Source organism: Burkholderia sp. JP2-270, from assembly GCF_003233675.1.
Taxonomy (GTDB): domain Bacteria; phylum Pseudomonadota; class Gammaproteobacteria; order Burkholderiales; family Burkholderiaceae; genus Burkholderia; species Burkholderia pyrrocinia_C.
The window spans coordinates 1,096,933-1,123,484 of the sequence record NZ_CP029826.1 but is presented as its reverse complement, the minus strand read 5'-3'; the positions used below and the strand labels follow the sequence as shown (position 1 = coordinate 1,123,484).

Genomic DNA, 26,552 nt, shown 5'->3' with positions numbered 1-26,552 from the left:
TGGTGTCTCCACGTGTATTTGGGGGAATGACGGCTTTGCGTGACTCGGGTTACCGCGCGACTTTCGTCAGCCCGTCGCGGGTGAAACGCCTGACCTTGTCCTCGTCGAGTTCGATGCCGAGACCGGGGCCGTCCGGCACGGTTAGTTCGAAATCGCTGTAATCCAGCGGCTGCGTCAGGATCTCTTCGGTGATCAGCAGCGGCCCGAACAGTTCGGTGCCCCACTGCAGGTTCGCGAAACTCGCGAACAGGTGCGCCGAGGCGACCGTGCCGAACGCGCCTTCGAGCATCGTGCCGCCGTACAGCTCGATGCCGGCCGCGTCCGCGATCGCGGCGACGCGTTGCGCCGCGAACAGCCCGCCGCTCTGTTCGATCTTGATCGCGAACGCGTCCGCGCCGTGATGCTTCGCGATGTCGAATGCGCTGTCGGGGCCCTGCAGGATTTCATCGGCCATCAGCGCGACCGGGAAGCGGCGCATCAGGCGGGCGAGCGCCGCGGCCGACGCGACCGGCTGCTCGACCAGTTCGCAGCCGGCGTCGGCCAGCGCCGGAATCGCGCGCGCGGCCTGCGTTTCGCTCCACGCCATGTTCACGTCGACGCGCACCGACGCGCGATCGCCGACAGCCCGCTTGATCTCGGCCACGTGCCGGATATCCGCGTCCGGCGACTTCGCGCCGATCTTCAGCTTGAACACGTTGTGGCGGCGCAAGTCGAGCATGCGTTCGGCTTCGGCGATGTCGGTGGCCGTATCTCCCGAAGCGAGCGTCCACGCAACCGGCAGGCGGTCGCGCCGGCGGCCGCCGAGCAGTTCGCCGACCGGCACGCCGAGCCGTTTGCCGTGCGCGTCGAGCAGCGCGGTTTCGAGCGCGCTCTTCGCGAAGTGGTTGACCTTCGCGAGCTTGCCGAGGAACGCCATCAACGTCTGGATGCGGGTCGCGTCCCGGCCGACGATCGCCGGCGCGAGGTACGCGTCGATCGCGAGCTTCATCGCCTCGGGGCTTTCCGGGCCATACGCCATGCCGGCGATCGTCGTGCCTTCGCCGATGCCCGTCACGCCGTCGCTGCAGAACACCTTCACGAGCATCAGCGTCTGGCCGTGCATCGTCGCGACCGACAGCTTGTGCGGGCGGATCGTCGGCAGGTCGACGAGACGGGTTTCGATGCGTTCGATGGTGGGGGTGGACATGGGGCGCGCTGCGTATGGGGAGTTCATGGGACAGATTTATACGCGCCGGGCAAATTCACCGTCCAATACTTTTAGTCACGGATTTTTATACCTTTAAGGTATTGAAATACGGAGATATTCGCGTTTTAGTGCAACGCACCATACCTGTTTTGGTTAGTTATTGGTGCGCAGAGCCTTGCTGGAGCGGGATGAGGACGGATGCGGAAAGCGGCCGGTCGAGCGTTGCGCCGAGGGCACCTGCAGGCGGGTAACGACCGCGGCAATCAACGGTCGTCGCGGGAAGGCAAGGGTTTTCCTGAGGGGAAAGCAGGCCGGGCGGCAGCGGCGCGACGGGCCGCTGCTTCATCCCGCAACCGTGTTTATCCGGTCAGCGGTCAGCCGCTGCGACCGACGCCTGCCATTGCGCGGCCACGCCGGTGTAATCCTTGACCTTGAAAGCCGAGCCGTCCTGGACATGGACCCAGCCAAGCGTCCGGTCGGCCAGCGGCTTGTCGTGCTCGTCCGTCGCGATCTTGACGATCGCATGGGCACGAATATGCACGAGACTGTTCGGATAGTCGGACGACGGGTTCGCCAGTGTCACCGTCACGAACGGGCCGAGGTCATGCAAGAGTTGGGGGGCCGGCGGAGCGTCGGCCATCAGCAACGTGCCGCCCTTCACGCGGTCGTCCACGCGAATGGCCATGCTGTCCGGCCGCCGCTGCGCGGCGCTCGGCAGCGACATCCACAGCACATGATCCGGGTTCACATAAACGACATCGGGATCGCCCATGGCGTCGCGCGTTTCAATCCGGGGTATCGGCATGCAGGGTCTCCAGTCGATCATCGGGCACCGACGCGGGTGCGTCTGCCGCCATGATGATGCCGCAATATGTCGGCTTTCCACGTGTCTTCCGGCGGATGGCGACGGACCTCGTCTGGTTCGCATCCGGAGCATGGCGCGACAGTCTTTACCGGCTGGTCGGTGTGCCGACTCCCCCCGGCGGCGCCGACTATCCTCGCCACGTTGCCTGCGCCAGCTTGGCCACCAGTTCGTCGTACACCACCCGGATACGACGGGGCATCGGGCCACGCCGCGGCCGATAGACGTGCAACTTCCACGGCTCGGGTTCGAGGCTCGACAGCAATCGCACCAGGCGCCCCTTTTTGATGTATTGCCGGACGAGATACTCCGAGCACTGGCCGAATCCCAGCCCTGCGCACACGGCCTCGATCTCAGCCTCGGCGTCGTCCGTCAGATAGGCCGGCGACGCGGGCTTGAATTGCTGCTCCCCGCGAAAAATCCACGGCCACGCCCGACCGCTCGCGCGGTCGATCAGGCACGTCACCGGCATCGATTCGAGTGCCTTGAGGTTTTTGGGCTCACCCAGCCGTTTGATCAGCGACGGTGCGCCAACGATCCACATCGGCAACGGCCCGACCATTCGCGCGATAAAGCGGTTATCTCCGATCGCCCCGACCCGCACGCCGATGTCGATCTGTTCGTCGACCACCGGCGAAGGCACATCCGACAGCCGCAGGTCGGGCACGAGACCCGGATACCGCTGCATGAGATCGGTCAGGACCGGCTGGACGTAATGACGCCCCATGCCAGACGGGGCCGTGATCCTGACGACGCCGACCGGTTCGTCGACCTGGCCGTTCGCGGGCCCGAACAGCCCGTCGACGGCAGAAAGCGCCGCCTGCGCTTCAAGCGCAAACGACTGGCCGAAGGCGGTAATCCGGATACTGCGGGTCGTCCGATGGAACAGGGTTTCGCCCAGCATCTCCTCCAGTTCGCGCACCGCGCGCGTGACGACCTGCGGCGACACACCGAGCCGCGCGGCCGCCTCGCGGAACGTGGGCGCCGCGGCCGCCGCGGAAAAGATCTTCAGGATGTCGAGCCGGTTGAGCATGAGAAACCCTTTTGACGCTCGCGAAGAAGCGATTTCAATTCCCGAAACGGGAATTCTGAATGCGCCATTGTTCCATTTTTTTGCGACCGACGAACGACCACAATGGGCATCAGACGTCGTTTCGACGTGAATGGTCAACCACTCTGGGGAATCTCATCATGAACGCAAGCACATATCCGGCTCAACTCGATGGCCGCATCGCACTGGTGACAGGTGCGAGCTCCGGCATTGGCCGCGCATCCGCGATCGAACTCGCCCGTCGCGGCGCGAAGGTCGTCGTTTCCGCACGGCGCAAGACCGAACTGGATCGACTGGTCGAGGAAATCACGGCCGCCGGCGGCGAAGCGAAGGCCTTCGTCGCGGACGTCGCGAACGAAGACGAGCTCCGCAAGCTGTTCGACTTCACGGTTTCGACCTACGGACGCCTCGACATCGCGTTCAACAATGCCGGCACGGAAGGCGTGTTCGCGCCGCTGCTCGAGCAGGATGCCGAACGATTCGACATGGTGTTCGAACCGAACGTGCGCGGCGTGTTCAATTCGATGAAGTACGCGGCCGAAATCATGCTGCGCCAGGGTTCGGGCAGCATCATCAACAACGCGTCGATGGGCGGACTCATCGGCTTCGAGAATGCGTCGGTCTATATCGCGAGCAAGCACGCGGTGATCGGGATGACGAAGACGGCTTCGATCGAGTGGTTCAAGCGAGGCGTCCGCGTCAACGCACTGTGCCCCGGGCTGATCGAAACGCCGTTCCATCATCGCGGCATCTGGCCGTCGGACGATGCACGGCAGGGCTTTGCCGCAGCGACGCCGGCAGGACGGTGGGGGGCCGCCGGGGAGATGGCGACGATCGTCGCGTTCCTCGCATCGGACGATTCCAGCTATGTGTCGGGGCATGCGCTCGTGGCCGACGGCGGCTATTCGATTGCATGACGCCTGAAGCGCGAACCTAGATGCCGTGGCGGCTCACCGTCGCGTAACCGGACCGACAGCGCGAAATGACTGCGCACTGTCGGTTCGCGCATCCCGGTTCGCACGGGAAGCGAACGCACCGGGCCGCAGCCGCCGTCACTGCACGCCGGAGGCCGGTGTCGGCTCCGCCGCCGCCCGTTTCGCGTGAAGGCGCAACGCGAACCACGCGATCCCGACCGCGAACGCGCCGACCACGCCGCCGAAGGTGCCGACCCACGGCAGCCCGAAGTCGCCGGCGATATGGTTGCCGAGCAGCGCGCCGGCACCGATGCCGACGTTGTACAGGCCCGAGAAGATCGACACGGCCAGGTCGGTCCCCTCCGGCGCCAGCTTCAGCACCCATGCCTGCATCGCGAGGCCGAAACAGACGATCGCCCCGCCCCAGACCAGCGTATGCACGGACAGCGTGACGATGTTCAGCGCGCACGGGAACAGGATCAGCAGGCATCCCGACAACGCAACGATCGACGCCAGCAGGAAATCGTCCGGCCGGTGCGGATAGACGCGATTGAAGCAGATCGCGGCCGGCATGCCGGCGATGCCGAACAGGATCAGCACATACGTGATCCGGCTGCTGCTGGCGTGGTTCACGCTCTGGACGAAGGGCTCGATATACGTGTACGACGTGAAATGCGCGGAGACGACGAGCACGGTGATCGCGTACAGCGCTACCAGCGCCGGCTTGCGCAGAAACACGCCGATGCTGCCGACGGATCCGGCGCCCTGGCTCGGAAGTTCCGGCAACGTCGCGCGCAGCAGCAGCAACGCAACGCCCGCCGCGCCCGCGATGATCAGGAACGTGACGCGCCAGCCGAACGCCTCGCCGATCACGCGCCCGAGCGGAATACCGGCGACCATCGCGATCGACGTACCCATCGCCAGCATGCTGAGCGCGCGGCTTTTCCGGTCGCTCGGCGCGAGCCGCACGGCCAGCGGGACGGAAATCGACCAGAACACCGCGTGCGCGCACGCGATGCCCAGCCGGCCGACCATCAGCACCGCGAAATTCCACGCGACACCGGTGACGATGTGGCTGACGATGAACGCCACCAGCGCCCAGACCAGCAGCCTGCGACGCTCGACATGACGCGTGACCAGCGTCAGCGGCAGCGACACGACGGCGACGGCCCACGCATAGATCGTCAGCATCAGGCCGACGTCGGTCGGCTGCATGTGCAGGCTGTCGCCGATCGCGCTGAGCAGCGCGACGGGGACGAACTCGGTGGTATTGAAGATGAAGGCGGTGAGTGCCAGGGCCAATACGCCCCACCACGATTGACTGGAACTGACGGCGTCCGGTGTTGCCATACCTGGAATCGACGAAGGTTGGGGGCGCGTACGACGCGGAAAGGTCCGGCCCGGGCCCGGCCCGGCGCATCGCCGCGATTGTACCAGCGGCGCCTGACTCGACGCGGCACGGCGCGGCACATTGGGGCCACGGACATCGCCACGACATGGCCGCGCGCCGATAATGTGCCGGCAGGATTTTCACGGACGATTTGCTCGAACCCTATCGAGCCAGGAGATTCACATGCGCATTGAAACGTCTTTTCTGTTCGATCTCGACGGCACGCTCGTCGACAGCGTCTATCAGCACGTGCTCGCGTGGAAGGAAGCGCTCGATGCCGAGGGCATCGAACTGTCGGTGTGGCGCATCCACCGCAAGATCGGGATGAGCGGTGGCCTGTTCCTGAACCAGCTGCTGCGCGAGACGGCGGGCGACATCGACGCCGAGCGCGTCGAACGGCTCGCCCGGCTGCATGCAACCGCGTACCAGCGGCTGCGCGCGCAGGTTCGGCCGCTGCCGGGCGCGCGCGAGCTGCTTGCCGCGCTGTCGAGCGCGGGCATCCGCTGGGCGATCGCCACCAGCGGGCGGATGGAAACGGCCGCCATCAATCTCGAGGCGCTCGGCGTCGATCCGGCAAAGAACGTCGTCGTCACGCGCGACCAGGTGAAATATGCGAAACCGGACCCCGACCTGTTCCTGACCGCGGCCGCGCAGCTGAACGTGCCGATCGAACACACGGTGGTCGTCGGCGACAGCATCTGGGACATGCTCGCCGCCAGCCGCTGCCGCGCGCTCGGCGTCGGGCTGCTGTCGGGCGGCTACGGCAGCGACGAACTGGAACGCGCGGGCGCGCTGCGCGTGTACGACGATCCGGCGGATCTGCTGCGGCATCTGGATGAAATTGCCGCGCGGCCGTAGGCTGTCCGCCTCACCGGGATCGCCTTCGCCGGATTGAGGCCCCGCGCGCTTCACGTGGCCGGTGCGGCGAACAGCAAGCGGCCGGCAAGTTCACGTCGATTTCGTAACGGCTGCAGGCAAGGCTGCGCATCGCGGCAGGGGTCGTACCGGCAGACCGCGCGGGTGCGCGGATCGTGCGTCGATTCATCCCGGTCAATCGTCGTCGACGCGCTTGTCGATCAGGTAGCGGCCGCGCTCGACGCCCGCACGCAATGCTTTGTCCTCGGTCGGCCATTCGGGGCCGGCGGCCGCCGGCTCGACCAGCTCGATGCGCTCGCCGCCGACATACACCTGCACCTCGTCGCGCCATGCGCCGCTGTCGTTGCGCCGCGCCCATACGAGAATCTCGTGGCCGCGATACGGGTCGCGAACCTGTGCATCCTGTTGATGTTGCACGGTGGCCTCCTGTGCTTATCTGCGATAACGATGCAAAAAATGCGCGCCGCCCGATCGCCGCGCGCGCCGGCCGCCCTGCTCGCACGCAGCGTGCCCGGCCGGCACACGTCTTGCGCCCCCTTGCGTCCCCTTACGGCCTCATTGCGCGTCGAACCGGTACTGGTACGCGCATGGGCGAAACGGAGGGAATGCACGTCATGATCGGGCACCTCGAACTCCTAGGACACCTGCTGCCGGCAGCGCGAGCGGCCTGGAGCGCGAGCGCCTGAACCGGGCCGCCGGGCGGCGCATGCACATGCTCGTATGCGCGGGATCGGCACTCGTGATGCTCGTGGTTCGAACACCCTTTCATCGCGCAGCGGCAACCGCGCACGCTGCGTTCGTCGTCGAGCGTGGCGGCCTCGCGCTCGGCGCGCTGCACGATACACCCGGCCCGGGCCGCGTGCGCGTGAAGCGGTTCATCGTCCAGCAGTCGGACGACGATCCGGACACCGACGACATCCCGGCCCCGTTCTCGCACACGAGTGGACCGGAATTTGCAGCGCTCGGCAAGACGCTGCCGAACATCGCCGGCGTGCGGACCTGCCGCCCCGACACTTCGTCAAGGAGCTTCGTGTGACCCACACCGACCTGCTCTCCTATCTCGTGACGAGCGAGCTGGCCGCGCGCATCCGGTTCGGCGGATGGCTCACCACCAGCCAGCGCGTCGATGCGCTGCGCGCGTGGCTCGCGTGCCATCACGCCGAATGCGGCTGGCTCGACCGAATCAGGATCGCGAGCGCGTCCGCGACGATCGCGCAGGAGATCTACGAGATCGCGGTCGCGCACGGCCTTGAAAACGGCGAACGCGTACGGCTCGACGCCCGTTCGCCGGAGCTGCAGGCGCTGCGCGCCCGCTGCGACGTGCTGCTGCAGCGCATCGACGGCGACCGGGACGTCGACGCACGATGATCGCGCCGGACCGCAGAAGCGTGCGGCTCGCCGCCATCGCAACGGCAGGCCCGGACGATGCAGCAGCCGCCGCGCTGCCGCCGAACGACGCGTCGCGACACGGCCTGCTCGAACGCGGATGCACACGACGGCCGCGACGGGAACGTCGCTTGCGCGTTGAAGGCATTTTGCGATTCCGACGGAGCTTGCCCATGCGAACCGACGCACTCGGCGGAAAGGATCTCGACTACTGGTGCGCGCGCGCGTTGTGCGCGGACGACGAAGACACGCTGCGTTTCACGTCCGTCGCGCCGGCGGTCGTCGTAACGGCCGCCTGCGATGCATTGAGGCGCCTCGACGTGCCGTTCGCGCCGTCGGCGTCGTGGGCCGACGCGGGCGCCGTGCTCGATCGCGTCGACGACCTGCGGATCGCGCACCACGGCGACAGCGTCGAATGCGACGCGACCTTCGTCGACGGCCCGTCCGCCTGCGGCGCGAGTGGCCCCAACGCACGCGTGGCGCTGCTGCGCGCATTCGTACGCGCGCGCTTCGGCGACGAGGTCGGCGCACCGCCGCCGTTCGCGCACCGCATCGAACATGGCGTCGTGGCGCGCTACGACCCCGGCGTGCCGCTCCCCGAAACGGACGACGATCGCGCCGCGGGCGACAGCACGGACATCCGCTCCATACCGCGCATGTAAGTGCAAGCGGCAGTACAGCGGTCATGTAAAAACGACAGCCCGCCGGCGCCGGCATCCCGTCCGACCGTTGCCGCGCCGGACTCCGCGCGGCAGGCACACGCGTTGCGGCAGCCCGGCGTTATCGACTGCCGCCGCCCGCACGCCCCGCGCCATGGACTCCACGCCGACCTTCGCTCCGCACATCTATTTTTGCGACGCCCGCCTCGTCGGGCCGCTCGACGCGTGGGGGCAGACCTTCGCGCATATCGCCGGAATGGGTTTCGATCACGTGCTGGTCGGGTCGTTCTGGGCCGCGAGCGTCGCCGGCTTCCCGCGCCACGTGGCCGATTTCCATCGCCCGGCCCATACGTTCGCAACGCGCGCGAGCGCGCTCGAAACGTTCTCGCGGCTCGCGCAGCTCGCGCACGGCCACGGGCTGCGCATGCTGCTCGAAGTCGTGCCGGACCGCATCGCGCGCGAGAACCCGCTGCGCGCCGCGCATCCGGACTGGTACGTCGAACATACGCACGACGATGCGCTGATCGACCCGCGCGGTACCGCGCACGCGCTGGATGTCGTGCACGCGAACTTCGGCGACGACACGGCACGCGACGCGCTGTCGGCGTGGTGGTGCGCGCATCTGGCCGCCTTTGCGGACGCGGGCGCGGCCGGCTTCCTGGTCGACGCGCCGCATCATCTGCCGGCCGACTGGTGGCCCGGCTGGCGCGCGGCGCTGCGCCGCGCGCGCCCGGATGCCGCGGTGCTCGCCGGCGTGCCCGGCCATGCGCGCGACGCGCTCGCGCAGCTCGAAGCGGCCGGGTTCGACGCGGTGTTTTCGTCGGTGCGCTGGTGGGACCTGCGCGCGCCGTGGTTCGCCGACGAACACCGGCTGCTGCGGCGCATCGGCTCGCCAATCGCTTTTCCCGATGCGTTCGACGGCCCGCGCCTCGCCGACGACTGGCCCGATGCACCGGACGACGCCGTCGCACGCGCGTATCGCCGCGCACTGTGGACGGCCGCGGCCGTCGGCACCGGCTGGCTCGCGCCGATGGGCTTCGAGCGCGGCATCGCGCTGCCGCTGATGTCGCGCGACGCGGATGCCGATCGCTACCGCACCACGTTCGAGCGCGCGCGCTTCGACCTGTCGGGTGCGATCGCCGAGGCAAATGCGTGGCGTCGCGCGACGCCCGTGGCGGCCGCGCGCGGCGAGATCGCGCAGTTGAGCGCGCCCGACGCAACCGCGACGGTGCTGCTGCGCGGCGCGGGGCCATCGCTCGAACGCGACGAAGCGGCACTGCTGATCGCGTTGAATCCCGATCTCGACACCGCGGCAACCGTCGATCCCGTCGCATTCCTGCCCGGCGTGCCGGGCGGTTTCACGCGCGTCGTCACGCAGGACGGCGCGCCAACCCACCCGCCTGCCGCGCTCGAAGCCTTCACGCTCGGGCCCGGCGCACACGCACTGCTGGATGCCCGGCGCGCACCGCCCGTCACGACGCGCCCCGACGCCGCGCGCGAACGCACGGTGCTGTCGGCCGCGCTCGCGGCCGACCGGATCGCGATCGAGCGCGTCGAGCCGTCGGTCGACGGCGGCCGCTTCGCGGTCAAGCGCGTGATCGGCGAATCGCTCGTCGTGCATGCATCGATCTTCTCCGACGGGCACGCGCATCTCGCGGCCGCGCTCCAGTGGCGCGCGGAAGGCGACGACGACTGGCGCGAAATGCCGTTCGAAGCCGAGCCGAACGACCGCTGGCTCGCGCGCATCGCGCTCGACCGGGTCGGCCGCCACGCATTTCGCGTGATCGCGTGGCGCGACGACTGGACGTCGCTTGCCGACGACGTCGCGAAGAAACACGCGGCCGGCCAGGACGTGACGCTCGAACTGCGCGAAGCCCAGCTGCTGCTCGCGACCGCGCTCAAGCTCGCCGATCCGGCCGATGCACGCGCGGTTCCGCACATGGAACGCCTCGTCGCAGAGTTCAGGGACGCGCCGCCCGCCGAACGGCTCGCGCTGCTCGGCGCGCCGTCGCTGGCCGACGCGTTCGCCGCGCTGCGCTACCGCCCGTTCGTCACGCACGACGAAACCACCTATCGGGTCGACGTCGAGCGCCGCGCGGCGCGCTTCTCGAGCTGGTATGAGATGTTCCCGCGCTCGGCGAGCGACGATCCGCATCGGCACGGCACCTTCGACGACGTGATCGCGCAATTGCCGCGCATTCGCGACCTGGGTTTCGACGTGCTGTATTTCCCGCCGATCCACCCAATCGGCACCGCCGCGCGCAAGGGCCGCAACAACAGCCTGAAAGCCGGCCCCGACGACGTCGGCAGCCCGTACGCGATCGGCTCGCCCGACGGCGGCCACACGGCCGTGCATCCGCAGCTCGGCACGCTCGAATCATTCCGCGCGCTGATCGAGGCCGCGCGCGTTCACGGGCTCGAGATCGCGCTGGATTTCGCGATCCAGTGCTCGCCCGACCACCCGTGGCTCGCCGCGCATCCGGGCTGGTTCGCGTGGCGGCCCGACGGCTCGCTGCGCTTCGCGGAAAACCCGCCGAAGCGCTACCAGGACATCGTGAATCCCGATTTCTACGCGCCGGACTCGCTGCCCGACCTGTGGCTCGCGCTGCGCGACGCCGTGCTGTTCTGGGTCGACGCGGGCGTGCGGATCTTCCGCGTCGACAACCCGCACACGAAGCCGCTGCCGTTCTGGGCGTGGATGATCGACGACGTGCGCGGCCGGCATCCGGACGTCGTGTTCCTGTCCGAAGCGTTCACGCGGCCGGCGATGATGTACCGGCTCGCGAAGGTCGGCTTCTCGCAGTCGTACACGTACTTCACGTGGCGCGAGACGAAGCGCGAGTTCATCGACTACCTGACCGAGCTGACGGCCGGGCCCGCGCGCGACTTCTTCCGGCCGAACTTCTTCGTCAACACGCCCGACATCAACCCGCGCCACCTGCAGAACGCGCCGCGCACGCAGTTCGTGATCCGCGCGGCGCTCGCGGCGACGCTGGCCGGTTCATGGGGCATGTACTCGGGTTTCGAGCTCGGCGAATCGGCGCCGCTGCCGGACAGCGAGGAATACGCGAACGCGGAGAAGTACGAGCTGCGCGCGCGCGACTGGAGCCGTGCCACGCACATCGGCGCCGAAGTCGCGCGGCTGAACCGCGCACGGCGCGATCACCCGGCGCTGCAGACGCACCTCGGCCTGACGTTCGCCGACGCGGACAACGACGCCGTGCTCGTGTTCGTCAAGGCGACGCCGGCATTCGACAGCGTCGTCGTGGTCGCGATCAGCCTCGACCCGTGGCATCCGCAGGCCGCGAACTTCACGCTCGACGCCGCGCTGTGGCGCGGCTTCGGGCTCGCCGACGGCGAACCGCTCGACGCGCTCGAACTGGATGCCGCGCACGCGCAGACGTGGCGCGGCCATCGCCAGTACGTGTCGCTCGATCCGCACGTGCGGCCGTATGCGATCTGGCGGCTCGCGCCGTCTCCGGGCGCCGCGCGGGCGGCCGCGCCCGGACCGGACGACGCCCGACGACCTTCGGGAGCCCACGGATGATGAAACGCGAAGATTCCCTCGACGACGTACGCCGCGCGCAGTTCCCGTCGCTCGCACCGGCCGGCACGCCGCGCCGGCGCCGCGCACGCCGCCGCGCGCCCGCGCTCTGTGCGGACGATCCGCTGTGGTACAAGGACGCGATCATCTACCAGGTGCACGTGAAGTCGTTCTACGACTCGAACAACGACGGCATCGGCGATTTCCCCGGCCTGATCGCGAAGCTCGACTACATCGCCGAACTCGGCGTCGACACGATCTGGCTGCTGCCGTTCTACCCGTCGCCGCGCCGCGACGACGGCTACGACATCGCCGACTACCGCGACGTGCATCCCGACTACGGCACGCTCGCCGACGTGCGGCGCTTCATCCGCGAAGCGCATGCGCGCGGCATCCGCGTGATCACCGAGCTGGTGATCAACCACACGTCGGACCAGCATCCGTGGTTCCAGCGCGCGCGGCGCGCGAAGCCGGGCTCGATGCATCGCGACTACTACGTGTGGTCCGACGCCGACACGAAATACGCGGGCACGCGGATCATCTTCCTCGATACCGAAACATCGAACTGGACGCACGACCCGATCGCCGGCCAGTACTACTGGCACCGCTTCTATTCGCACCAGCCGGACCTGAACTTCGACAACCCGGCCGTCGTGCGCGAGGTGATCCAGGTGATGCGCTTCTGGCTCGATCTCGGCATCGACGGGCTGCGGCTCGACGCGGTGCCCTATCTCGTCGAGCGCGAAGGCACGAACAACGAGAACCTGCCGGAAACGCACGCGATCCTGAAACGGATCCGCGCGACGATCGACGCCGAGTACCCGAACCGGATGCTGCTCGCGGAAGCGAACCAGTGGCCGGAGGACGTACAGGAATATTTCGGCGACGAGAACGAATGCCACATGGCGTTCCACTTCCCGCTGATGCCGCGCATCTACATGTCGATCGCGAGCGAGGACCGCTTCCCGATCGTCGACATCATGCGGCAGACGCCCGCGCTCGCGCCGAGCAACCAGTGGGCCGTATTCCTGCGCAACCACGACGAGCTGACGCTGGAGATGGTGACCGATTCGGAGCGCGACCTGCTGTGGCAGACCTATGCGAGCGACCGGCGCGCGCGGCTGAACCTCGGTATCCGGCGCCGGCTCGCGCCGCTGATGGAGCGCGACCGGCGCCGCATCGAGCTGATCAATTCGCTGCTGCTGTCGATGCCCGGCACGCCCGTGATCTATTACGGCGACGAGATCGGGATGGGCGACAACATCCACCTCGGCGACCGCGACGGCGTGCGCACGCCGATGCAGTGGTCGTCGGATCGCAACGGCGGCTTCTCGCGCGCCGACCCCGAACTGCTCGTGCTGCCACCGGTAATGGGCTCGCTGTACGGCTATGACGCGATCAACGTCGAGGCACAGACGCGCGACCCGCATTCGCTGCTGAACTGGACGCGCCGCATCCTGTCGACGCGCCGTGCGACGCAGGCGTTCGGGCGCGGCACGATCCGCTTCCTGCGCCCGGAGAACCGCAAGGTGCTCGCATACCTGCGCGAGCTGGACGGCAGCGATCCGGTGCTGTGCGTCGCGAACCTGTCGCGCGCATCGCAGGCGGTCGAGCTCGACCTGTCGGAATTCGCGGGCCGCGTGCCGACCGAGATGACGTCGGATTCGCCGTTTCCGCCGATCGGCCAGCTCCCGTATCTCCTCACCTTTCCGCCGTACGGGTTCCTGTGGTTCGAGCTGTCCGGGCACGGCCGCGAGCCGTCGTGGCGGCAGCCGCATGCGGAGCCGCTGCCCGAATACGTGACGCTCGTGATGCGGCGCGGCGATACGCGGCCGGACGTCGGGCAGCTGCACGCGCTCGCGCACGACGCGCTCGCGTCGTGGCTCTCGCGGCGGCGCTGGTTCGCATCGAAGGATCGCGCGATCGGCGATGCATGGCTGAACGTCGTCACGCCGGTGCCGGGCGAAGCGTTCCAGTATGCGGAGGCGTGGGTCTGCGCCGGCGACGGCGGCGTCGAGCGCTATATCGTGCCGCTCGCGGCGGCCTGGGGCGGCGAGACGTCCCAGCCGCTGTTCGCGCAGCTCGCGCTCGCGCGCGTGCGGCGCGGCCACACGGTCGGCTACCTGACCGATGCGTTCGCGCTGCCGTCGTTCGCGCGCGGAATGCTGCGCAAGCTGCGCGACGGCGCGACGGTGCCGACCTCCGACGGCGGCCGGCTCGCGTTCCTGCCGGAGAGCGCGCTCGCCGCGCTCGATCCCGGCGACGACGCCGAAGTGCGCTGGCTCGCGGCCGAGCAGAGCAACAGCTCGCTCGTGATGGGTGACGCGATCGTGCTGAAGCTGGTGCGCAAGGTCGCGCACGGCGTGCATCCGGAAGCGGAAATGAGCCGGCACCTGACGCGCATCGGCTATGCGAACACCGCGACGCTCGCGGGCGAGGTCGTGCACGTCGATCCGGACGGCACGCCGCATACTGTCGCGATCCTGCAGCGCTATGTCGACAACCAGGGCGACGCATGGACGCGTTCGTTCGACTTCCTGCGGCGCGCGGTCGACGAGCTCGCGCTGCCGGCCGCCGACGAAGACGAAGCGGCCGAACAGGACGAGGAACCCGAGGCGCTGCTCGGCTATGCGGCGTTCGCGGGCATCGTCGGCACGCGGCTCGGCCAGTTGCACGTCGCGCTCGCGCAGCCGTCCGACGATCCCGCGTTCGCGCCGGAACGCGCGACACCCGCTCACGTCGACAGCTGGTGCGCGGATGCGATCGCGTCGTTCGAGCGCGCGCTCGACGTGCTGCGCACGCGGCTCGATGCGCTCGATGCGCTCGATCCCGCGATGCGCGCATCGGCCGATGCGCTGCTCGCGTCGCGCGACGCCGCCGTGCGTGCGCTCGGGGAACTCGTGCCGCGCACGCTCGACGCACAATGCACGCGGATTCACGGCGATTTCCACCTCGGCCAGGTGCTCGACGTGCAGGGCGACGCGCTGCTGATCGACTTCGAAGGCGAACCGGCGCGCCCGCTCGAACGGCGCCGCGCGAAATCGCATCCGCTGCGCGACGTGGCCGGGTTCCTGCGCTCGCTGTCGTATGTGAGCGCGACCGCGCAATTCGCGACCGAGAAAGCGCCGCCGCAGGCGGCCGGCCGCAAGCGCGCGCTGTTCGACCGCTTCGGGCAGGCCGCCGCCGACCGTTTCGTCGAATGCTATCGCGCGGCCGCCGCGCTCGCGCCCGCACGCTTCGTCGACCCGCGTTATGCCGATCGCCTGCTCGCGCTGTTCCTGATCGACAAGGCGTCGTACGAGCTGTGCTACGAGGCCGCGAACCGGCCCGACTGGCTAAGCGTGCCGGTCGGCGGGCTCGCGGCGCTCGTCGAGCGCCTGCTCGACGACGGCAGCGCGCCCGAACCCGGAGGAACGCGATGACCGACACGCTGTTCGAACAGGCCGACATCGATGCGCTGCTCGCCGGCCGCCATCCCGATCCGTTCGCGTGTCTCGGCCCGCACGGGCAGGCCGACCGGATCGTCGTGCGCGCGCTCTTGCCCGGCGCCGAGCGCGTGCGCGCGCTGTCGCCGGACGGCGGCGAACTCGGCGCGCTCGCGTGCGTCGACCGCGCCGGCTGCTTCGCCGGCACGATCGCGCACGACGGCGGGGTTCCCCATTACCTGCTCGCGATCGACTGGCCGGACGCGCGGCAGGTGACCGACGACGCGTATGCGTTCGGCACGCTGCTCGACGATGCCGCGCTCGCGCGCTTCGCGGCCGGCGATCCGGCCGCCGTGCTCGACTGCCTGGGCGCGACGCCCGCGCGCATCGACGACACCGACGGCGTGCGCTTCGCGGTATGGGCGCCGAACGCGCAGCGCGTGTCGGTGGTCGGCGATTTCAACGGATGGGACGGCCGCCGCCATCCGATGCGGCTGCGGCGGCCGGCGGGCGTGTGGGAGCTGTTCGTGCCGGGCATCGGCGCTGGCGAGCGCTACAAGTACGAGCTGCGCGCGGCCGACGGGCGCGTGCTGCCGCACAAGGCCGATCCGTGCGCGCGCGCGACGGAAGCGCCGCCGCGCACGGCGTCCGTCGTCGCCGACGTCGCGGCGCTCGACGCGTTCGCGTGGCACGACGACGGCTGGATGCATGCGCGGCCGCGCGCCGACCACTACCGCGTGCCGTGGTCGATCTACGAGGTGCATGCGGAATCGTGGCAGCGCGTGCCCGAGGAGATGGACCGCAGCGCGACGTGGGACGAGCTGGCCGAGCGGCTGATTCCGTACGTGCAGGGGATGGGCTTCACGCACGTCGAGTTCATGCCGATCGCCGAATACCCGTTCGGCGGCTCGTGGGGCTACCAGCCGCTCGCGCAGTTCGCGCCGTCCGCGCGCTTCGGGCCGGTCGACGGCTTCGCGCGCTTCGTCGACCGCGCGCATGCGGCCGGTATCGGCGTGATCGTCGACTGGGTGCCCGCGCATTTCCCCGACGATCCGCACGGCCTCGCGCAGTTCGACGGCACCGCGCTGTACGAGCATGCCGACCCGCGCGAAGGGCTGCATCCCGACTGGCACACGTGCGTGTTCAACGTCGGGCGCACCGAGGTCGGCGCGTTCCTCGTCGCGTCGGCGCTCGCGTGGGCGCGCCGCTATCACGTCGACGGCATTCGCGTCGACGCGGTCGCGTCGATGCTGTACCGCGACTATTCGCGCAAGGAAGGCGAATGGGTGCCGAACGTGCACGGCGGACGCGAGAACCTCGAATCGGTCGCATTCCTGCGCATGCTGAACGACACGCTGCACGGTGCGGCCGCGCCGCCCGGCGTCGTCACCGTCGCGGAGGAATCGACCGCATGGCCCGGCGTCACCGCGCCGACCGGCGACGGCGGGCTCGGCTTCGACTTCAAGTGGAACATGGGGTGGATGCACGACACGCTCGCGTATCTGCGCGAGGACCCGATCCACCGCCGCCATCACCACGACCGGATGACGTTCGGGCTCGTCTACGCGTTCTCCGAGCGCTTCGTGCTGCCGCTGTCGCACGACGAGGTCGTGCACGGCAAGGGCTCGCTCGTCGCCAAGATGCCCGGCGACGCGTGGCAGCGGCTCGCGACGCTGCGCGCGTACTTCGGCTTCATGTGGGCGCACCCCGGCAAGAAGCTGCTGTTCATGGGCAGCGAGTTCGCGCAATGGGCCGAATTCGCGCACGACTCGACGCCGCACTGGGATCTGCTCGACGCGCCCGCGCATCGCGGCGTGCAGCGGCTCGTGCGCGACCTGAACCGCGCGTATGCGGCCGAACCCGCGCTGCATGCGCTCGACTGCCACGCGGCCGGCTTCGCCTGGTTGATCGGCGACGATCGCGACAACAGCGTGTTCGCGTTCGCGCGCCGCGACGATGCGGGGCACCTGGTGGTCGCGGTCTGCAACTTCACGCCGGTGCCGCGCACCGGCTACCGCGTCGGGCTGCCGGCGCCCGGCCAATGGCGCGAACGGATGAACACGGACGCCGCGTCGTACGGCGGCACCAATGCCGGCAACGACGGCGCCGTGTGGGCCGAGGCCGTGCCCGCGCACGGCGAGGCGTGGTCGGCGACGCTGCGCCTGCCGCCGCTCGCGACGCTGTGGCTGAGCCCCGCCTGATTCCCCCCGCCTTCGACACGGAGAGATCCGCCCCATGCCGAGTGCCCTGCCCGCCCGTCTCGAATCCGGCCGCCGCTATCCGCTCGGCGCGACCTGGGACGGCCTCGGGACCAACTTCGCGGTGTTTTCCGCACACGCGCAGCGCATCCAGCTGTGCGTGTTCGATCCGACCGGCCGCAGGGAGCTCGCGCGCCTCGACCTGCCCGAATGCACCGACGAGGTGTGGCACGGCTACCTGCCCAATGCGCATCCGGGCACCGTGTACGGGTTGCGCGCGGACGGCCCGTACCAGCCGCAGCACGGCCATCGCTTCAATCCGACCAAGCTGCTGCTCGACCCGTACGCGCGCAAGCTGGTCGGCCACTTCCGCTGGTCGGACGCGCTGTTCGGCTACCGCGTGCATTCGAACCGCGCGGACCTGTCGATGGACCGGCGCGACTCGGCGCCCGCGATGCCGAAATGCGTGGTGGTCGACGAGGCGTTCGACTGGAGCACCGACCGGCGCCCGCGCGTGCCGTGGCGCAACACGGTGATCTACGAAACGCACGTGCGCGGCGTGTCGATGCGCCGCGCCGGGCTGCGCGCGCCCGAACGCGGCACGTTCTCGGCGTTGGCGCATCCGGCGTTCATCGATCACCTGCTGTCGATCGGCGTGACGACGGTCGAGCTGCTGCCCGTCCACGCGTTCCTGCAGCAGCGCGAACTCGTGAAACGCGGGCTGCGCAACTACTGGGGCTACGACACGGCCGCGTTCTTCGCGCCGGAACCCGCGTATCTCGCGACGCGGCGGCTCGACGAGATGCGCATCGCGATCCGCCAGCTGCATGCGGCCGGCATCGAGGTCGTGCTCGACGTCGTCTACAACCATACGTGCGAAGGCAACGAGCTCGGCCCGACGCTGTCGTGGCGCGGCCTCGACAACGCGAGCTACTACCGGCTCGTGCCGGGCGACCATCGCTTTCATGTCGACGAGACGGGATGCGGCAACACGCTGAACCTGTCGCATCCGCGCGTCGTGCAGATGGTGATGGATTCGCTGCGCTACTGGGCCACCGCGTTCAACGTCGACGGCTTCCGCTTCGATCTCGGCGTGACGCTCGGCCGCGAGGATCACGGCTTCGATCCCGGCGCGGGATTTTTCGACGCGCTGCGGCAGGACCCGGTGCTCGCGCAGCGCAAGCTGATCACCGAGCCGTGGGATCTCGGCCCCGGCGGCTACCAGCTCGGCCGCCACCCGCCGGGTTTCGCCGAATGGAACGACCGCTTTCGCGACACCGTGCGGCGCTTCTGGCGCGGCGACGCGGGCCAGCGGCCGGAACTCGCCGCGCGGCTCGCGGGATCGGCCGACCTGTTCAACCACCAGCGGCGCCATACGTGGGCATCGGTCAATTTCATCACCGCGCACGACGGTTTCACGCTCGCCGATCTCGTGTCGTATGCGGGCAAGCACAACGACGCGAACGGCGAGGACAACCGCGACGGCCGTGACGACAACTGCAGCGCGAACTGGGGCGTCGAAGGGCCGAGCGACGACGCGGCGATCCGCGACGTGCGCGCGCGCGTCGCGCGCTCGATGCTCGCGACGCTGTTCACCGCGCTCGGCACGCCGATGCTCGTCGCCGGCGACGAGTTCGGCCGCACCCAGCACGGCAACAACAACGCGTACTGCCAGGACAACGAGCTGTCGTGGCTCGACTGGGACCTGGCGCGCAGCGACGAAGCCGTGAAGCTGATGCGCTTCGTGTCGCGGCTCGCCGCGCTGCGGCGCATGTACCCGCTGATGTCGGCGCCGCGCTATCCGTCGGGCGATCACGACGGCGCGCCGGGCATGGCCGAGATCGACTGGTTCGACGAACGCGGCGACGCGCTGACCGTGCCCGCGTGGCACGACCGCGAGCGCCGCGCGCTGACGATGCGGCGCGTCGGCGCGGGCCGCACGGGGCGCACCGAATCGCTGCTCGTGATGCTGAACGCGTCGTCCGAGACGATCACGTTCGCGCCGCCCGCGCCCGCGCTCGACTACCGCGTGCTGGTCGACACGGCCACGCCGGACGCCGGCCCGCGCGCGTGGCCGGCCGACGGCCTCGACGTTGCCGCGCATGCGGCCGCGGTCGCCGTCGCGGCCGTGCCGCCCGACCCGCCTTCGTGAGGACCGCCATGACGTCACGTTCCGCTCATCCGCCCGGCACGCACGCGTTCGCGTCGTCGTTCGGCGCGACCTGCATCGATGCGGGCCATACGCGCTTCCGGCTGTGGGCGCCCGCGAGCCGCACCGCGGCCGTCGAGCTGCACGACCCGAGCGACCGCACGATCGCGATGACGCCGGCCGGCGACGGCTGGTTCGACGTGCTCGCGCCGTGCGGGCCCGGCACGCTGTATCGCTACCGGCTCGACGGCGCGCTCACGGTGCCCGATCCCGCGTCGCGCTTCCAGCCGTACGACGTGCACGGCCCGAGCCAGGTCGTCGATCCGGCCGCGTATCGTTGGCGTCACGACGCGTGGCGCGGCCGCCCGTGGCACGAGACGGTGCTGTACGAACTGCACGTCGGCGCATGCGGCGGCTACGCGAGCGTCGAGCGGCGCCTGCCGGCCATCGCCGCGCTCGGCGTGACGGCGATCGAGCTGATGCCGGTCAATGCGTTCCCGGGCACGCGCAACTGGGGTTACGACGGCGTGCTGCCGTTCGCGCCCGATGCGTCGTACGGGCGGCCCGACGAGTTGAAGGCGCTCGTCGATGCCGCGCACGGGCTCGGGCTGCAGATGTTCCTCGACGTCGTCTACAACCACTTCGGGCCCGACGGCAACCTGCTGCCGCGCTACGCGCCCGCGTTCTTCCGCGCGGACCGGCAAACGGCGTGGGGGCCCGCGATCGACTTCGCGCGTGCGCAGACGAGCGCGTTCTTCATCGACAACGCGCTCTATTGGCTCGACGAATACCGTTTCGACGGGCTGCGCATCGACGCCGCGCACGCGATCGACGACGATGCATGGCTGCGCGAGCTCGCGCGCCGCGTGCGCGCGCATGCGGGCGACGCACGCGAGGTGCATCTCGTGCTCGAAAACGAACGCAATGCGGCGAGCTTGCTCGGGCCCGGCGGCTTCGACGCGCAGTGGAACGACGATTTCCACAACAGCGCGCATGTGCTGCTGACCGGCGAGCGCGACGGCTATTACCGAGCGTACGCCGACGCGCCGCTGCGCCATTTCGCGCGCACGCTCGGCGAAGGCTTCGCGTACCAGGGCGAGCCGTCGCCGCTGCATGGCGGCGCCGCGCGCGGCGAGCCGAGCGCGCACCTGCCGCCAACCGCGTTCGTCGCGTTCCTGCAGAACCACGACCAGATCGGCAACCGCGCGTTCGGCGAACGGCTGCGCACGCTCGCCAACGACGACGCGCTGCGCGCGGCCACCGCGCTGATGCTGCTCGCGCCGCAGATTCCGCTGCTGTTCATGGGCGAGGAGGAAGGCAGCACGCAGCCGTTCCAGTTCTTCACCGACTATCGCGGCGCGCTCGCCGACGCCGTGCGCGAAGGCCGGCGCCGCGAATTCGCGGCGTTCCCCGCGTTCGCCGATCCCGCGCATCGCGACGCGATTCCCGATCCGAACGACATCGCGACGTTCGTGCGCTCGTTGTCGAAACACCCGGCCGACGACGCATGGCCCGACGCCGATGCATGGCGGCACTTCTACCGCAGCGCGCTGGCCGTGCGCGCGGCGCTCGTGACGCCGCACTTGGCCGGTGCGCGCGCGCTCGGCGTCGACCTGCTCGCGGGCGACGGCGAACCGCAGGCGCTCGCCGCGCGCTGGCGTCTCGGCAACGGCAGCACGCTGACGATCGCGCTGAATCTCGGCTCGCACGACGCGGTGCTGCCCGTGCTGCCGGTCGGCAAGATCGTGTTCGAGACGCCGCCACGCGCGCGCGACCGGCTGCGGGACCTGCGCCTGCCGCCACGTGCGTGCATCGCGTGGCGCGACGGCGCGGTCAACCACGATGCGCTGAATCACCGCACGAACGGGCGGGGCCGATCATGACGACCGACGTATCGATCGCGGCACTCGCCCGTTCGGCCGGACTGGAAACCGACTGGACCGACGCGGGCGGCGTCGCGCGGCGGGTGGGCGACGATGCGCTCGCCGCGCTCGTCGACGCGCTCGGCTGGCCGTGCGGCACGGCGCTCCAGCGCGTCGACAGCGCGGCGGCGCTCGCCGATGCGAACGCGGCGCCGCCGCGCATCGTCACCGGCGATGCCGGCCTGCCGCTGACGCTGCCGCATACGATCGCGCTGCCGGGCGCACACTTTCGGATCGCGCTCGAAACGGGCGGCTACGTCGACGGGCGCGTGGCCGGTGCGGGCGAGCACGGCACGCTGCCGCCGCTCGCGATGCCCGGCTATCACACGCTCGACATCGGCGAGCAGCGCATCGGGCTCGCGATCGCGCCGCTGCGCGCGCTGCCGTTCGACGCGTTCGCGCGGGCGCCCGACGCAGGCCGCCGCTGGGGAGTCGCCGCGCAAATCTACAGCCTGCGCCGCACCGGCGACGACGGCGCGGGCGACTACACCGCGCTCGCGCGGCTCGCCGCGCACGCGGCGCGGCACGGCGCGCAGGCGGTGGCGATCAGCCCGACGCACGCCGGTTATCCCGCGCTGCCCGCGCACGACAGCCCGTATTCGCCGTCGTCGCGGCGCTGGCACAACGTCGCGTATCTCGACTGCGACGCGGTGCCGGGTGCCGAGGCTGCGCTTCACGCGCGCGGCGATGCAGTCGATGCGCCGCTGATCGACTGGCCGCGCGTGCTGCCACCGAAGCTGCGCCGCCTGCGCGCATGCTTCGATGCATGGCGTGCCAACGGCGCGCCGTCGCGCGACGCGTACCAGCGCTTTCGCGCGGCCGGCGGCGCGGCGCTCGACGCGCATGCGCGCTTCGATACGCTGCAGGCGTTCTGCGTCGAACACGGGATCGGTTCGGACTGGCGGCAATGGCCGGCGCCGTGGCGCATGCCGTCATCGGCCGACGTCGATGCGTTCGCGCACGCACATGCCGACACGATCGCATTCCACACGTTCCTGCAATGGTGCGCATCGCGCGCGCTCGGCGCCGCGCAGCATGCGGCGCGCGGCGCGGGCATGGCAACCGGGCTGATCGCCGATCTCGCGGTCGGCTCCGACCGCGCGGGCAGCGACGCATGGGCGCACGGCACGACGCTGCTGCGCGGCGTGTCGCTCGGCGCGCCGCCCGACCTGTTCAATGCGGCCGGCCAGGCGTGGGGCGTCACGACGTGGACGCCCGCCGCGCTGCGCGCCGACCGCTTCGTCCCGTTCATCGAGTTGTTGCGCGCGGCGTTCGCGCATGCGGGCGGCATCCGCATCGACCACGTGCTCGGCTTCGCGCGGATGTGGATCGTGCCGGACGGCGGCACGCCGCGCGACGGCGCATACCTGCGCTATCCGATCGACGATCTCGTGCGGCTCGTCGCGCTCGAGGCGGCACGCCATCGCGCGATCGCGATCGGCGAGGATCTCGGCACGGTGCCGGGCGGTTTGCGCGAACGGCTCGGCGCGCAGGGGATCGCGGGGATGCGCGTGCTGTGGTTCGAGCGCGATGCGAACGGCGCGTTCCGGCCGCCGTCCGCGTGGGATCGCGATGCGATCGCGATGACGTCGACGCACGACTTGCCGACCGTGGCCGGCTGGTGGCGCGGGGTCGATCTGGAGTGGCGGCGGGTGGCGGCCGACAGCACGCCGGGCGATGCGAGTGCGCAAGACTCGAACGAAATCGGGCAAGGCGCCGACGTCGGGCATGACACCGTGCCCCGCACGGACGCAGACCGCGCCGCGCCCGCCTCGCCCCCGCGTGCGTCCGATCCCGACCTGATCGCCGCCCGGGCGGAACGCGCAACCGAACGCGCGGCGCTGTGGCACGCGCTGCAGCACGCGGGTTGTGCGCCCGCCAACAGCGCTGCTCCGCCGGCCGGCGCGCCGCCCGTGGACGCGATACTCGCGTACGTCGCGCGCAGCCCGTCGCCGCTCGCGATCGTGCCGCTCGAGGATCTGCTCGGGCTGGACGCGCAGCCGAACCTGCCGGGGCCGCCATGCGGCCATCCGAACTGGCTGCGGCGCCTGCCGCGCACCGTCGACACGCTGTTCGACACCGAGGCGCGCAAGCGCATCGCGGCCGTCGTGCATGCGCGCCGTTCGAGGGAGCGCGACGCATGACGCCGCGCGCGACGCTGCGGCTGCAGCTGCATGCGGGCTTCACGTTCGACGATGCCGCCATGCACGCCGACTACTTCGCGCGCGTCGGCGTGAGCCACCTGTACCTGTCGCCGGTCTCGACGGCCGAGCCCGGTTCGCCGCATGGCTACGACACCGTCGACTACGGCTCGGTCAACGCCGAACTCGGCGGCGAAGCCGGCCTGGTGCGGCTCGTCGGCGCGCTGTGCGTGCATGGCATCGGCGTGATCGTCGATATCGTGCCGAACCACATGGGCGTCGGTGGCTCGTCGAACGGCTGGTGGAACGACGTGCTCGAATGGGGACCGGCAAGCCCGTACGCACACTGCTTCGACATCGACTGGCATCCACCCGACGCGGCGCTCGACGGCAAGGTCCTGCTGCCCTGCCTCGGCACGCCGTACGGCGACGCGCTCGCGGCCGGCGACATCGCGCTCGGCGCCGATCCGGCGACCGGCCGCTTCTTCGTTGCGTGCCCGGGGCGGCAGCTGCCCGTGGCCGCCGCCACTTATGCGGACATCCTGCGCATCGCGAACCGCTCGGACCTGAATACGCTCGCCGAACGCTTCGGCGCCGCGCCGGCGCACGGCAGCGCCCGGCTGGCCGCCGCGCACGCGGCGTTGCGCGATTACGCGGCCGCGCACGGCCCGCATGCGTTCGACGCCGTGCTGCGCGGCGCCGATCCGCGCAGCGCACGCTCGCGCGCGTGGCTGCACCGGCTGCTCGAACGCCAGCACTACCGGCTCGCGTGGTGGCGCACGGCCGCGGACGAACTGAACTGGCGGCGCTTTTTCGACATCGCGACGCTCGCGGGCATCCGCATCGACGACGAGGCGGTATTCGACGCCGTCCATGCGCTGCCGTTGCGCCTCTATGCGGCCGGGACCATCGACGGCGTGCGCGTCGATCACGTCGACGGGCTCGCCGATCCGCGCGCGTACTGCCGGCGGCTGCATGCGCGGCTCGCGGCGCTGCGCGACGAGCGGCCGTACGTCGTCGTCGAAAAAATCCTGGCGCCCGGCGAAGCGCTGCGCGGCGACTGGGCCGTCGACGGCACGACCGGCTACGACTTCATGAACGACGTCGGCGCGCTGCTGCATGACCCGGCCGGCGCCGCGCCGCTGGCCGCCCACTGGGCAGCCGTGTCCGGTTCGTCGCGCACGTTCGCGCAGGAAGCGCTCGACGGCAAGCGGCGCGTGCTGATGCGCCAGCTCGCCGCCGAGCATGCGCGCGTCGCGCGAGCGCTGCACGGCGTTGCGCGCGCGTCGCCCGCGACGCGCGACGTCAGTCTGGTCGCGATTCGGCGCGTGCTGGGCGAACTCGCGGTGCGGCTGCCCGTGTACCGGATGTATCCGGCGCAGGAAGACGCGCCCGCCGACGCCGACCGACGGGTGCTCCTGCAGGCGTACGAAGGGGCATGTGCGGCCGGCGATCCGGCCGACCGCTACGCGCTCGACCGGGTCGCCGCGTGGCTCGGGTTGCCGGTCGTGCGCGTGCCGCGCGCGGACGCCGCCGCGCTGCATGCAGCCCGCGTCGCATTCGCGCAGCTCACCGCGCCGCTCGCCGCGAAGGGTGTCGAGGATACGGCCTGCTATCGCTACGGCCGGCTGCTGTCGCGCAACGAGGTCGGCGCCGACGCGAACGACTTCAGCCTGTCGCGCGGCGCGTTCCATGCGCGCAACCGGCGCCGCGCCCGAATCGCGCCGCATGCGCTGGTCGCGACGGCCACGCACGACCACAAACGCGGCGAGGACGCGCGCGCGCGGCTCGCGGTGCTCAGCGAGATGCCCGACGCCTGGCGCGCGGTCTCGCTCGACTGGTCCGCGCTCAACCTGCCCCGGCGCGGCGGCCCGCATCGCGACCTGGCGTGGGCGCCGGGGCCGGCCGCCGAGGCGATGCTGTACCAGACGCTCGTCGGCTGCTGGCCGCCGTCGCTGGCGCCCGACGACGCGGCGGGGCTCGCGGCACTTGCAGAACGCGTGGTGCGCTGGCAGACAAAGGCGTTGCGCGAAGCGAAGCGGCATACGGACTGGCTTGCGCCGGAGACGGACTACGAGCGCGCTTGCGAAGCATTCGCCCGCGCGATCCTGACGCCGCGCGGCGCCGGCGATTTCGCGCACCGGCTGCATGCGTTCGTTGCGCGGATCGCGCCGGCCGGCATCGTCAACAGCCTGACGCAGACGGCACTGCGGATCGCGTCCCCCGGCGTGCCCGATCTGTATCAGGGTACCGAGCGATGGGATCACTCGCTCGTCGATCCGGACAACCGGCGCGACGTGCCGTTCGCGGTGCTGGCGGCCGAGCGCGTCGACGCGCCGGTCGCGTCGTACCTGCCGGCCTGGCCGGATGCGCGCGTGAAACGGGCGCTGATCGAACGGATGCTCGCGCTGCGCGCGCGATGGCCGGCGGCGTTCGCTGACGGTGCGTACGTGCCGCTGCGCGTGCGCGGCACGCTCGGGCGTCACGCGGTTGCGTTCGCGCGGTGCGGCGATGCGGCGACCGTGGTGGTCGTTGCGACGCGGCTTGCGTGCCGGCTGCTCGGCGACATGCCCCGGTTGCCGCGCGTGGAGCCCGCGTTATGGGGCGATACCGCGGTCGTGTTGCCGCGTGGCGTCAATGGGCCCTGGGCGGACTGGCTGAATGCGCGGGACGCGCGGGAAGGCATCGATGCAGCGGACGGCATGCTGGCGCTCGCTCGCTGCCTCGCAACGTTGCCCGTTGCGGTGCTCGTCGCGACGCGCGCGACGGATTGAGCCGATTCGGCCCCGCCCCGCGCACGCTGCATCGGCCGGCCGCAACCGGTCGCTTGTCGGAAGCGGGTGCGGCCG

The 26,552-nt window shown here is 70.4% G+C and carries 16 protein-coding genes and 1 pseudogene; 12 read left to right on the top strand and 5 right to left on the bottom strand.

All coding sequences use genetic code 11. The features are described 5' to 3' along the window. Positions 1-49: 49 nt before the first annotated feature. The 3 genes from DM992_RS37885 to DM992_RS37875 all read right to left on the bottom strand — a co-directional run bounded on the left by DM992_RS37885 (position 50) and on the right by DM992_RS37875 (position 3,081). Positions 50-1,186 carry a muconate/chloromuconate family cycloisomerase gene (locus DM992_RS37885; protein WP_111021359.1) on the bottom strand — a complete coding sequence of 379 codons (1,137 nt, stop codon included), beginning with the start codon at positions 1,184-1,186 and terminating at the stop codon, positions 50-52. Positions 1,187-1,553: 367 nt separating this feature from the next. Next, positions 1,554-1,991, bottom strand: a complete 438-nt coding sequence (locus DM992_RS37880) for a hypothetical protein (protein ID WP_162631833.1) — start codon at positions 1,989-1,991, stop codon at positions 1,554-1,556. A gap of 187 nt (positions 1,992-2,178) precedes the next feature. Next, a complete protein-coding gene (locus tag DM992_RS37875; RefSeq protein WP_111021357.1) occupies positions 2,179-3,081 on the bottom strand; it encodes a LysR family transcriptional regulator in 903 nt (300 codons plus the stop codon). 158 nt (positions 3,082-3,239) lie between these two features. Here DM992_RS37875 and DM992_RS37870 point away from each other — a divergent pair, with 158 nt between their 5' ends. After that, on the top strand, positions 3,240-4,016 hold the full coding sequence (locus DM992_RS37870) for a glucose 1-dehydrogenase (protein WP_111021356.1): 777 nt from the start codon (positions 3,240-3,242) through the stop codon (positions 4,014-4,016). A 135-nt stretch (positions 4,017-4,151) separates the two neighbouring features. On the opposite strand, the gene DM992_RS37865 is transcribed toward DM992_RS37870, so the two are convergent. Then, positions 4,152-5,363: a sugar transporter gene (locus tag DM992_RS37865; RefSeq protein WP_111021355.1), complete on the bottom strand. Its 1,212-nt coding sequence runs from the start codon at positions 5,361-5,363 to the stop codon at positions 4,152-4,154. A 223-nt stretch (positions 5,364-5,586) separates the two neighbouring features. On the opposite strand from DM992_RS37865, the gene DM992_RS37860 reads away from it, so the two are divergent. Further along, positions 5,587-6,261, top strand: coding sequence for an HAD family hydrolase (locus DM992_RS37860; protein WP_111021354.1), 675 nt, complete (start codon positions 5,587-5,589; stop codon positions 6,259-6,261). A gap of 192 nt (positions 6,262-6,453) precedes the next feature. Here the strand turns inward: DM992_RS37860 and DM992_RS37855 are convergent, their stop codons facing one another. After that, a complete protein-coding gene (locus DM992_RS37855; RefSeq protein WP_111021353.1) occupies positions 6,454-6,696 on the bottom strand; it encodes a DUF6566 family protein in 243 nt (80 codons plus the stop codon). A gap of 197 nt (positions 6,697-6,893) precedes the next feature. Between DM992_RS37855 and DM992_RS37850 the strand changes: the two are divergent. The 10 genes and pseudogenes from DM992_RS37850 (at position 6,894) to treY (ending at position 26,477) form a co-directional block, all read left to right on the top strand. Further along, positions 6,894-7,315: pseudogene (locus DM992_RS37850) on the top strand (MgtC/SapB family protein). Continuing rightward, complete coding sequence (locus DM992_RS37845) at positions 7,312-7,647, top strand: hypothetical protein (protein WP_111021352.1); 336 nt, start codon at positions 7,312-7,314, stop codon at positions 7,645-7,647. Before DM992_RS37850 ends, DM992_RS37845 begins: the two are co-directional and overlap by 4 nt. Positions 7,648-7,838: 191 nt before the next feature. Beyond that, entirely contained in the window at positions 7,839-8,327 is a 489-nt protein-coding gene (locus tag DM992_RS37840) for a phage protein NinX family protein (protein ID WP_111021351.1), read from the top strand. 151 nt (positions 8,328-8,478) lie between these two features. Beyond that, on the top strand, positions 8,479-11,871 hold the full coding sequence (locus DM992_RS37835) for an alpha-1,4-glucan--maltose-1-phosphate maltosyltransferase (RefSeq protein WP_111021350.1): 3,393 nt from the start codon (positions 8,479-8,481) through the stop codon (positions 11,869-11,871). Then, positions 11,871-15,290 (top strand): maltose alpha-D-glucosyltransferase, encoded by a 3,420-nt coding sequence (gene treS / locus DM992_RS37830; RefSeq protein ID WP_111021648.1) that lies wholly within the window; start codon positions 11,871-11,873, stop codon positions 15,288-15,290. The genes DM992_RS37835 and treS overlap by 1 nt, the downstream gene beginning before the upstream one ends. Continuing rightward, a complete protein-coding gene (gene glgB, locus DM992_RS37825) occupies positions 15,287-17,494 on the top strand; it encodes a 1,4-alpha-glucan branching protein GlgB (protein ID WP_111021349.1) in 2,208 nt (735 codons plus the stop codon). Before treS ends, glgB begins: the two co-directional genes overlap by 4 nt. Before the next feature lie 34 nt (positions 17,495-17,528). Beyond that, positions 17,529-19,643 (top strand): glycogen debranching protein GlgX, encoded by a 2,115-nt coding sequence (gene glgX, locus DM992_RS37820; RefSeq protein ID WP_111021348.1) that lies wholly within the window; start codon positions 17,529-17,531, stop codon positions 19,641-19,643. Between the two features lie 8 nt (positions 19,644-19,651). Beyond that, positions 19,652-21,523: a malto-oligosyltrehalose trehalohydrolase gene (gene treZ / locus DM992_RS37815; RefSeq protein WP_111021347.1), complete on the top strand. Its 1,872-nt coding sequence runs from the start codon at positions 19,652-19,654 to the stop codon at positions 21,521-21,523. Beyond that, complete coding sequence (gene malQ / locus DM992_RS37810; protein ID WP_111021346.1) at positions 21,520-23,706, top strand: 4-alpha-glucanotransferase; 2,187 nt, start codon at positions 21,520-21,522, stop codon at positions 23,704-23,706. Before treZ ends, malQ begins: the two co-directional genes overlap by 4 nt. Further along, positions 23,703-26,477, top strand: coding sequence for a malto-oligosyltrehalose synthase (gene treY, locus DM992_RS37805; protein ID WP_111021345.1), 2,775 nt, complete (start codon positions 23,703-23,705; stop codon positions 26,475-26,477). Before malQ ends, treY begins: the two co-directional genes overlap by 4 nt. Positions 26,478-26,552 lie beyond the last annotated feature (75 nt).

What these genes read in the sequence shown, in the direction of transcription:
- treY (WP_111021345.1), top strand. Translation starts at nt 23,703, where the DNA reads ATGACGCCGCGCGCGACGCTGCGGCTGCAGCTGCATGCGGGCTTCACG.
- DM992_RS37885 (WP_111021359.1), bottom strand. Translation starts at nt 1,186, where the DNA reads ATGTCCACCCCCACCATCGAACGCATCGAAACCCGTCTCGTCGACCTG.
- treS (WP_111021648.1), top strand. Translation starts at nt 11,871, where the DNA reads ATGAAACGCGAAGATTCCCTCGACGACGTACGCCGCGCGCAGTTCCCG.
- DM992_RS37870 (WP_111021356.1), top strand. Translation starts at nt 3,240, where the DNA reads ATGAACGCAAGCACATATCCGGCTCAACTCGATGGCCGCATCGCACTG.
- glgX (WP_111021348.1), top strand. Translation starts at nt 17,529, where the DNA reads ATGCCGAGTGCCCTGCCCGCCCGTCTCGAATCCGGCCGCCGCTATCCG.
- glgB (WP_111021349.1), top strand. Translation starts at nt 15,287, where the DNA reads ATGACCGACACGCTGTTCGAACAGGCCGACATCGATGCGCTGCTCGCC.
- DM992_RS37840 (WP_111021351.1), top strand. Translation starts at nt 7,839, where the DNA reads ATGCGAACCGACGCACTCGGCGGAAAGGATCTCGACTACTGGTGCGCG.
- DM992_RS37835 (WP_111021350.1), top strand. Translation starts at nt 8,479, where the DNA reads ATGGACTCCACGCCGACCTTCGCTCCGCACATCTATTTTTGCGACGCC.
- malQ (WP_111021346.1), top strand. Translation starts at nt 21,520, where the DNA reads ATGACGACCGACGTATCGATCGCGGCACTCGCCCGTTCGGCCGGACTG.
- DM992_RS37865 (WP_111021355.1), bottom strand. Translation starts at nt 5,363, where the DNA reads ATGGCAACACCGGACGCCGTCAGTTCCAGTCAATCGTGGTGGGGCGTA.
- DM992_RS37880 (WP_162631833.1), bottom strand. Translation starts at nt 1,991, where the DNA reads ATGCCGATACCCCGGATTGAAACGCGCGACGCCATGGGCGATCCCGAT.
- DM992_RS37875 (WP_111021357.1), bottom strand. Translation starts at nt 3,081, where the DNA reads ATGCTCAACCGGCTCGACATCCTGAAGATCTTTTCCGCGGCGGCCGCG.
- DM992_RS37860 (WP_111021354.1), top strand. Translation starts at nt 5,587, where the DNA reads ATGCGCATTGAAACGTCTTTTCTGTTCGATCTCGACGGCACGCTCGTC.
- treZ (WP_111021347.1), top strand. Translation starts at nt 19,652, where the DNA reads ATGACGTCACGTTCCGCTCATCCGCCCGGCACGCACGCGTTCGCGTCG.